This window comes from uncultured Corynebacterium sp. (assembly GCF_945649885.1).
In the GTDB taxonomy this organism is placed as follows: domain Bacteria; phylum Actinomycetota; class Actinomycetes; order Mycobacteriales; family Mycobacteriaceae; genus Corynebacterium.
In genome coordinates this window covers 1-7,633 of the sequence record NZ_CALZFS010000133.1, presented here as the reverse complement: position 1 = coordinate 7,633, position 7,633 = coordinate 1, and the positions used below count along the sequence as shown (strand labels likewise).

At 57.3% G+C, this 7,633-nt stretch carries 13 protein-coding genes and 1 tRNA gene; 10 read left to right on the top strand and 4 right to left on the bottom strand.

Annotated elements, in window-relative coordinates; genetic code table 11:
- Positions 1 to 142 precede the first annotated feature (142 nt).
- From Q0M74_RS12070 to Q0M74_RS12055, 4 genes are read left to right on the top strand one after another with little or no spacing between them, the layout of a single operon-like run.
- Positions 143 to 1,405 carry a peptidoglycan DD-metalloendopeptidase family protein gene (locus Q0M74_RS12070; protein ID WP_293954806.1) on the top strand — a complete coding sequence of 421 codons (1,263 nt, stop codon included), beginning with the start codon at positions 143 to 145 and terminating at the stop codon, positions 1,403 to 1,405.
- A complete protein-coding gene (locus Q0M74_RS12065; RefSeq protein ID WP_293954804.1) occupies positions 1,395 to 1,658 on the top strand; it encodes a hypothetical protein in 264 nt (87 codons plus the stop codon). The genes Q0M74_RS12070 and Q0M74_RS12065 overlap by 11 nt, the downstream gene beginning before the upstream one ends.
- A gap of 3 nt (positions 1,659 to 1,661) precedes the next feature.
- A complete protein-coding gene (locus tag Q0M74_RS12060; RefSeq protein WP_293954802.1) occupies positions 1,662 to 2,084 on the top strand; it encodes a hypothetical protein in 423 nt (140 codons plus the stop codon).
- The gene (locus Q0M74_RS12055) at positions 2,084 to 2,446 is read left to right on the top strand and encodes a hypothetical protein (protein ID WP_293954800.1); all 363 of its coding nucleotides are present in this window, start codon (positions 2,084 to 2,086) and stop codon (positions 2,444 to 2,446) included. Before Q0M74_RS12060 ends, Q0M74_RS12055 begins: the two co-directional genes overlap by 1 nt.
- Before the next feature lie 326 nt (positions 2,447 to 2,772).
- Here the strand turns inward: Q0M74_RS12055 and Q0M74_RS12050 are convergent, their stop codons facing one another.
- The 4 genes from Q0M74_RS12050 to Q0M74_RS12035 form a co-directional block, all read right to left on the bottom strand.
- Positions 2,773 to 3,960 (bottom strand): site-specific integrase, encoded by a 1,188-nt coding sequence (locus Q0M74_RS12050; RefSeq protein ID WP_293954798.1) that lies wholly within the window; start codon positions 3,958 to 3,960, stop codon positions 2,773 to 2,775.
- 97 nt (positions 3,961 to 4,057) lie between these two features.
- On the bottom strand, positions 4,058 to 4,231 hold the full coding sequence (locus Q0M74_RS12045) for a hypothetical protein (RefSeq protein ID WP_293954796.1): 174 nt from the start codon (positions 4,229 to 4,231) through the stop codon (positions 4,058 to 4,060).
- Positions 4,232 to 4,240: 9 nt separating this feature from the next.
- A complete protein-coding gene (locus Q0M74_RS12040) occupies positions 4,241 to 4,615 on the bottom strand; it encodes an ImmA/IrrE family metallo-endopeptidase (RefSeq protein ID WP_293954794.1) in 375 nt (124 codons plus the stop codon).
- A gap of 8 nt (positions 4,616 to 4,623) precedes the next feature.
- Positions 4,624 to 5,139, bottom strand: a complete 516-nt coding sequence (locus tag Q0M74_RS12035; protein WP_293954792.1) for a hypothetical protein — start codon at positions 5,137 to 5,139, stop codon at positions 4,624 to 4,626.
- 146 nt (positions 5,140 to 5,285) lie between these two features.
- Here Q0M74_RS12035 and Q0M74_RS12030 point away from each other — a divergent pair, with 146 nt between their 5' ends.
- The 6 genes from Q0M74_RS12030 to Q0M74_RS12005 all read left to right on the top strand — a co-directional run bounded on the left by Q0M74_RS12030 (position 5,286) and on the right by Q0M74_RS12005 (position 7,584).
- Complete coding sequence (locus Q0M74_RS12030) at positions 5,286 to 5,534, top strand: hypothetical protein (protein WP_293954790.1); 249 nt, start codon at positions 5,286 to 5,288, stop codon at positions 5,532 to 5,534.
- A gap of 86 nt (positions 5,535 to 5,620) precedes the next feature.
- Entirely contained in the window at positions 5,621 to 6,418 is a 798-nt protein-coding gene (locus Q0M74_RS12025) for a phage antirepressor KilAC domain-containing protein (protein WP_293954788.1), read from the top strand.
- A 1-nt stretch (position 6,419) separates the two neighbouring features.
- Positions 6,420 to 6,683, top strand: coding sequence for a hypothetical protein (locus Q0M74_RS12020; protein WP_293954786.1), 264 nt, complete (start codon positions 6,420 to 6,422; stop codon positions 6,681 to 6,683).
- 276 nt (positions 6,684 to 6,959) lie between these two features.
- Positions 6,960 to 7,034: transfer RNA gene (locus Q0M74_RS12015), tRNA-OTHER, on the top strand.
- 77 nt (positions 7,035 to 7,111) lie between these two features.
- Positions 7,112 to 7,291: an AlpA family transcriptional regulator gene (locus tag Q0M74_RS12010; RefSeq protein ID WP_293954784.1), complete on the top strand. Its 180-nt coding sequence runs from the start codon at positions 7,112 to 7,114 to the stop codon at positions 7,289 to 7,291.
- Between the two features lie 2 nt (positions 7,292 to 7,293).
- Positions 7,294 to 7,584, top strand: a complete 291-nt coding sequence (locus Q0M74_RS12005; RefSeq protein ID WP_293954782.1) for a hypothetical protein — start codon at positions 7,294 to 7,296, stop codon at positions 7,582 to 7,584.
- Positions 7,585 to 7,633 lie beyond the last annotated feature (49 nt).

Here is a 7,633-nt window from a genome sequence, read left to right as displayed (position 1 = left end):
CTGGTGCGGGGTTTTCCTATGCCCTGACCGCACACGCAGGTAGGGCACCATACACACAGAAAGGAGGGGCGACATGGATGCACAAACATTAATGAGAGTAATGCAGCCCAGTAGTTTGAGACTCAATGACTTCCAGCGGCTCTTGCCAGCATATGAAAACGCCGCTCGTGCAGCGAATATCACCACGGTGAACCGCGCTGCAATGTTCGCCGCTCAGATCGGGCATGAATCATCTGGGCTTTTCCATATGGAGGAGATTGCCAGCGGGCAAGCCTATGAGTGGCGGGCTGATCTGGGGAATCACTACGCGGGAGACGGGCGCAGGTTCAAGGGCAGTGGTCCGATCCAGCTCACCGGGCGATCAAATTTCCGGGCATTCACCCGATGGGCAAATTCTCAGGGGCACACCACCCTGGATTTCGAGGCACAGCCCCACCTGGTGCGGGAGGACCCGAAGTGGGGGTTCCTTGCAGCCAGCTGGTATTGGGTGGTGGCCCGCCCACAGAGCAATGCGCTGTCCGATGCTGGAAATTTGGAAGCTGTCACCCGCGCTATTAATGGTGGCCTGAATGGCATCAATGATCGTCGTGCCCGCTACCACCGCGCTCTAACAATGGGTGCAGCGATCCTCCCCGGCACCCCACAGGCACCTGCTGTGTATCACCCAATGCGCGACGAGAAGTACACCACCTCCTCTGGGTACGGGATGAGGTGGGGCAGCATGCACGCAGGCCTGGATTTCGCAGCCGACTTGGGCACCCCAATCTATGCACCCACTGATGGCGTGGTCATTCAGGGTGCGGAGCGTGCCCCTGGAAGCGTGTCAGGCTTCGGTAATTGGGTATGGATCGACGCACAATCCCAAGTTGGTAAGGATTTCATCTTCGGGCACATGCGGCACCACGAAATCTATGTGCGCCGTGGCGACCGCGTGAAAGCCGGGCAGCTCATTGCCCGCGTCGGCTCTGAGGGTGGATCAACTGGTCCGCACCTGCACTTTGAAGTGTGGGGTCCACCTGGCCGTACCGGTGGCAAGCATGAAGACCCAGCCCCCTGGCTGGCAAACCACGTCAATGATGGAAATACGAAAGATGAGGAACTCAGCATGGCTGACATTGAGGCTTTGAAAGCCCATATCACCGCAGAAGCGGAAAAGACCCGCAAGCACATCACCGAGTTCATCGGCGGTTTCGTCGGCCCCATCGGGTCCGATGTGAAAGACGTGCGCGCACAGCTCACTGGTGGGCGTGACGCTGGCCAGTACCCGGGCTGGTCTCAGCTGGATGACCGCACCATTGTGGATGCTATGGCCACCATCGGCGCAGAGATGGAAATCCCAGGCTTTGAGGACATCCACGGCGGTTCCCTGAAAGCAAAGGCGGAGGACGATTCTGATGCCAGCTAAACCAACTTCCCGGATGTCCCCACTGGCTCCATGGTGGTTGCGCCTCGCCATCTACGTCCTCGTCGCTGTCACTGGTCTGGTACTCACTGCTATGGGTTTTGCTGATTCCGCGCAGGTTGATTCGTGGCTGGAGCAGGTCGGGCCGATCGCTGCGACCATCGGTGGTCTGCTCGCTGCTATCAACACCGGTAGGGCATCGGATCAGCACCCGGATTATGTGGGTGAGCACCGGGCCCCCGACACCGAGGAGTAAGCCATGAGGTCGCGCATCGAGCGCGCTGTGACCTCCGACGCCACAGGCTTGAATATCCTGGGGCTGATCGCGATTGTGCGGGGAGTGTCCTACTTTCGGGTGGACGTGAATCGGATCCCCGCGCATTGGCTTGAGGGGCAGCTATCACCGACAGTGTGGGCGTGGGTGTGGATTCTGATCGGTGTCGGTTGTTTCGCGGCCGCTGTCGTGCCGAGGATCCTGCCAATCACCGTCGGCCTGGCCGTGGGGCTCAATTCCTTGTGGGCACTATCTTTCCTGATCATTTGGGCCACAGGGGACAGCTCTAGGGCTTATGTCTCAGCCCTCGGGTACCTTGCCACCGCAGGCCTAGCCACGTGGGGATTTGGGCGCGGTCGTGACCCGCAAGTTGTTGTCACGATCGACCCCAGACGGGAGGCTGGATAGTGCCAGACACGTGGGAAGGTGTGGCCGGGATGGTGCTTGTTGCCATGATTACCGGTCTCGCCACTTGGGGCTCAACCCGAATCACTGAGAAAGGGCAGAAGAATACGGCGGAGGTAGAGTCCCGCGGCCCGGAGTGGGAAAAGTTCTTCGACACCGTCAAGGACTGGACAGAGGGACAGCTGGAATCCCGCGACCGGGACATTGAGAGCCTGACCCGAAAAGTAGATTCCTTGCGTACCAAAGTTGATTCCCTCCAGGGAAAATATCGGGCCGCGCTTCGATACGCTCGGGCGTGGCGATTGCTCCACCCAGAGTCCGTGCATGATGTGGAAGTACCTACCGAGATCCGAGAAGACATTTAGCATTGCCCCCATCACCTCACGGTGGTGGGGGCGGTTTTCCTTTTCTAGTGGGGTGGTGCTGACTATAGGGGGTGTGTCGAATGGGTGTGCGGTGGGGATTATCGGTTGTCTCGGATGGTGTAGACGGTCTGGCGGCTGACATCGCCGCCTCCTCCGATCCCGCAATAATCCCGCTTCCGGGTCGCAATACGTGAAATAGGTGCAATGAGTGAAACGCGCTTAACGCTTCTGGCCTGGGGATTCAGGAAACCGCAGGCCGGGAAATGCCGATCCCACTACGCCGGAAATCATCATCCCGGACTAAGGGTTAAGGATAAAACGCCTGGTCACACCGACCGCAACGCAGCCCGACCCACCGATGATCCCGCAATAATCCCGTCGCCGCCCAAAATCCCCTCAATAGCGCGCCGGGCAACATCATCGGAGTCAGGCCACAGGTGGGTATACACCCGAAGCGTCATCGACGGATCAGCATGCCCAAGAAGGCGCTGCACCTGATTGACCGGGAGGCCCCCGGCAATCAGGCGGGAGGCGTAGAAATGCCGGAAGCTATGAAAACGCCACTCCATCCCGAGGTCCTCGGCGACCCTACGCAGGAGCTTCCCGGCGGTCTCCGCCCGGTAGGACACCCCATTGCGGGTGGCGAACAGCGGCTCGTCAGTGCCACGACCGTCGATCAGTCGATCTAGCACCGGCAGCAGGTCATTACCCACCGGGATCACCCGGGCCGACGACCTCGTTTTGGGTGAGACCCTCTCACCGGTGACGTGGTGCGCTTGGGAGGTGATATCTATTTCACGCCGCAGCATGTACACATCACCCACATCCAGGCCACACAATTCGGAGATCCTCGCCCCGGTCCCCACAGCCACAAGGACCATATCGGCGACCACCGGCGCCGGCTGTGACGTCACAGTCACCAGCTTGCCTTTTTCTTTCCTTTCATACGGCGCCCCACCTGATCGCAGTAGATCCACAATTGATTCAATGTCCTCACCTGTGGGCACATCATTAACCCGGACAACATCATCGTGATCCAACCTCGGGATCCGCACTGGGTTTCGGCCCACCCACTCCTCATCAACCGCCATGGTCATCGCAGCCGACAGGTGAGACACCATCGAGCGTGCCACCCGCGGGGATAGGGGCTCATTACCAGCCCACGGGCGCCCCGAAATCAACACCCGATACCAGGTATCCACATCGGCGCGGGTGAGTTTACGGGCATAAATATCACCCATGGGCCCAAGGTTCTTAGACACCTGGGCATACACCAGTTTCGAGTTCTCCCGCGCCGGGCGATCCGCCCACCGGTCGTACACCTCTTTCACCGTCAGCTTGTCCAGGCTCGGATCCAGCCACACCCCACGCCTATAGTTACGGGCCTGTTCGTCTTCCCATGCTTTCGCGTCACGCCGGGTGTCGAAACTACGTGATGTTTCTTTACCTCCGGGTGGGCGGAAACGCCCCACCCACCTGATCGTTCCCTTAGCGGTGGTTTTCTTCTGAGGCATTGGTACACTTCTCCTGTGTCTAGATAGTCTCTGGATATTAATTTGCCCTCTTCACCCTTGTGCTTCCCGGCCAGGTGAAGAGGGCTTCTTTTTGTTTTTAGTAGCCGATGCTGCCGGTGATCAGTGACGGCAGCAGCACCGTGGCAAGAATCCCGACCACACTGATGACGATGGTGGCAGGCACGATCAGGGCGGGGGACAGACCAGTGCCGGCAGTCCATTCATTGGCCTGGTAGCTGGACATGTTGTTAGCGATTTCCATGAAATCCATGAGTACTCCTTAGATGATGGTGCGACTGTAGATGTCGCACCACGTGGTCACGACGTCGGGGGTGACGCCGAGTTCGTGCGCGATCGCGCCGGGGTGCGGTCCGTGTAGGTGTTCCGCTGCCCTATATTCATCTTCGCTGATTAACAGCCTGGCCGCGTATTGATCGGCTCGAAGTTCTAAACGGGGGTCCCCGTGATGCTCGTCGCCGTAGAACGCGTGACCGAGCTCGTGGGCGAGGATGGTGCGATGCTTCCAGTGGTCGAGGCCCTTCCGTAGGAGTATGAGTCGTCGGTGGTGGAGATACATGCCGTTCCACTCGGGGTCCAGGTCGTTAGTCTCAGCGACCCGGACCCCGAATAGTTCAGCGATTTTATCGAGGTCCAACCCTCCTCCTAGGGGGATTCAGGTTCGGTGTATTCGGTGTCGTCTGCGGGGTGTGCAGCGCGTGGTCGGGCGTTAGCGTCCCGGACAGCCTCTTCGAGCTCTTCATCGCTGAGGGGGTCGACGGTGGGGGATGAGGGGAATTCAAACACCTGAGCGTCCGACTCTTCAAGCACTTCGTCATCCAGGTCGATGACTCCCGGCTTTCCTTCTGCTCGGTAAACGCGGCGGCCCTCGGGGTCTGATCGTTTGCTCATCTCTATCCATAGCTGAGAGTTCTTTGCGTGTCCGAGAGCTTCCTCCACGCCCACCAGGTTCAGGTCATCCACTTCAAGGAACCCAGTCTCTAAAAGGGCGTCACCCGCTTTGACCCCATATGCGCGAGCAATGTCTCGAATGATCTCAGGGTCCAGCTTTCCTGCCCCGATCTGCCGGGAGAGCTTGGACTGCTGAATGTTGATCTTTTGGGCGACCGTCCGCTGCGATTCGCCGCCAGTGATGGTGTTAAACCATTGCTCGATGTTCATGTGATCTATTTTAGCATCACCATGTCTAGCTGGCAATACGTGGGCAAATAAAGTTATTTCACACCAAGGGGTTGCAAAACTAGATCACATGATGCATGCTTAGATCAGTCGATGCGAACAGCACCGATAAGCACAAGGAGGCACAAGTGATTGCTATGCAAACACGCACTTACCGCTTCCGTCCAGGCGCATTAGATGCCATTGCACGCTCCCGGAATTTCACCACTGACCAGCAGCTCGCCCTGTATGTCGGCGTGAAGCCCGAACAGCTGCCATTGCTCCGCGCCGGGGCTGAAGTGTCCGAACGTCTCGCGGTCCGCGTCAGCGCACTGCAGGGAGACGAGTACTACACCAGCGCATGGTTTGACCCCGTAGAAGAGCGGAAAGCCGCTTAACCCCCACAAAAGAAAGGAGCTCCCTGATGCACCAGGAAGCCCACACCCAGATTACCCCATTCAATAACGGAGAATTTCAAATCGACATGATCCCTGACGGTGACAGCTTTAAAGTCGCCGCGCCGGGGTTGGCCAAATCGCTCGGGTTCGCAGAAGCCCGCGACATGCTCCGTAGCATTCCCGAGGCCGAGAAAGGGTCGGAGATAGCTCCGACCCTTGGGGGAGAGCAGCGCATCACCGTCGTCACTGAGGCTGGGTTCTACCGGGCAATCGGCAATCGCCAAGCAGCCCGCGTGAAAGATGTAAATATTCGCGCTCAGGTCGAACGTTTCCAGTCCTGGGTTTACGGAGAGGTTCTCCCAACAATCCGTAAGACCGGTGGGTACAGGGGCCCGGAGATGTCCCGTGACGAACTTATGGCTCGCGCTGTCATCTTCGCCGACTCCCGAATCAAAGAACTGGAATCCACCAACCATCAGCAAGCCGAGCAGCTCGCAGCAGCAGCCCCTGCCGTCGAGTATCACGACACTTATGTCGCTGAATCCGACCAGCTGAGTTTCCGAACCGTGGCATCCACTTTAGATATGGGGGAGAAAGCACTCCGCAATCTTTTGATTGAAAAGGGCTGGATCTACAAAGAAACCTCATCGCGCCGATCACAAAAGACTGGGGAGATCGTCCCTCAGTACCGGTACTCGGAGTATGCGGACAAGAAGCCGTATTTCATCCGTAGACAGAACCATGATGCTCCGCGTTTCCGTGGCGAGGTTGACCACACGCTAAAGATCACTCCGGCTGGCGCTGCTGCCATTAAGCGCGCTGTTGGTAAGTGGCTGCGTGCTGACCAGTCGGAGCTGGATCTCGGAGGCCGCAATGCTGCGTGACATGTCCTCACCTTTCCCACTGCACGATGCAGACCGATCTGACTGTGACGAGGTTGCGTCCCGGGATGTCATCCAGGAACTCGGCATCCCGGAGCCGTACACCCCGGACACCGATTCATGGGCCAGAGTGCCATTGCGAATTAGCCACAACACCGGTGCGGGGTTCGTCCTCGAAGTCGGGCCCTACGACTTCTCAGATCACGACTTCCTAGCGCTTGAGCACGCAGTACGTGAGCTGCGTTGGTTGCTCGACGCGAATAAGTAAAACAGCCCGACTAGCAGGCGGGGGAGTGCGAGCCTCCCCGCGGGCACTTGGGTCTCAGGACTAGCGACCACCGAAAGGTGTGGGGTCGCGCTGATGGCCACGATATGTGAGAACTCAATAGTGAATTGCGCCGGGGGATACCCCGCCAGGAAGAGCAGCATACAGGTGGCTGCGATGACGACTGGCCGGAGCAAGGCAGGGAATGACCACCCAGCCTGACAACCACACCTTAGTGATGTGAGGAACGACCCGGCGTTACAACAAAATCAAGGTCAAGCCTGTGTAGCTCAACGGACAGAGCATCTGACTTCATTGTCGTGAAGGTTGGGGGTTCGATTCCCTCCACAGGCACAGCGCATAAGCGCAAAAGTAAATTGCCCGCCACCTGAGCAGAGGTGACGGGCTTGATGATTCCAGGAAAGGAAATCATGTCTAAGAGTATCAAAGCTACATACACAGTTGAAGAGGCTGCAAAAATACTAGGGCTGGGGAAGAGCAGTGCATATGCTGCAGTAAGAAACGGTCAGTTCCCTACGAAAGTCATCAAAATCGGTGGGCGGTATATCATCCCCGCCAAGGAACTGAATTGCCTGCTGGGGATCGAATGAGATTGATTCTTAATCTTCAAGAGGTTTGCGGCGTGGCGAGAATATCAATTCGTGACGCTCACAGAATGCTCCGCGAAGGAAATTTTCCGATTGATGTTATCAGAACAGGAAAAACGACGTACAGGTTCGCAACCAAGAAACTATTGGAATACCTTGATCTGGATAAATTGCCTGATGTCATCCCAGATCCTCCACCGGATACACAAGCCGAAGGTCTGAAAAGTGGTGCGCTTAAGTTCTGGCTGTATCGAATGTTATATGAAATCGGATCTTTTCTTTATGTGTGGCAATAAGAAGATAATTTATCAATTTTTAATAAGAAAAATCGTGATAAAGGATTGA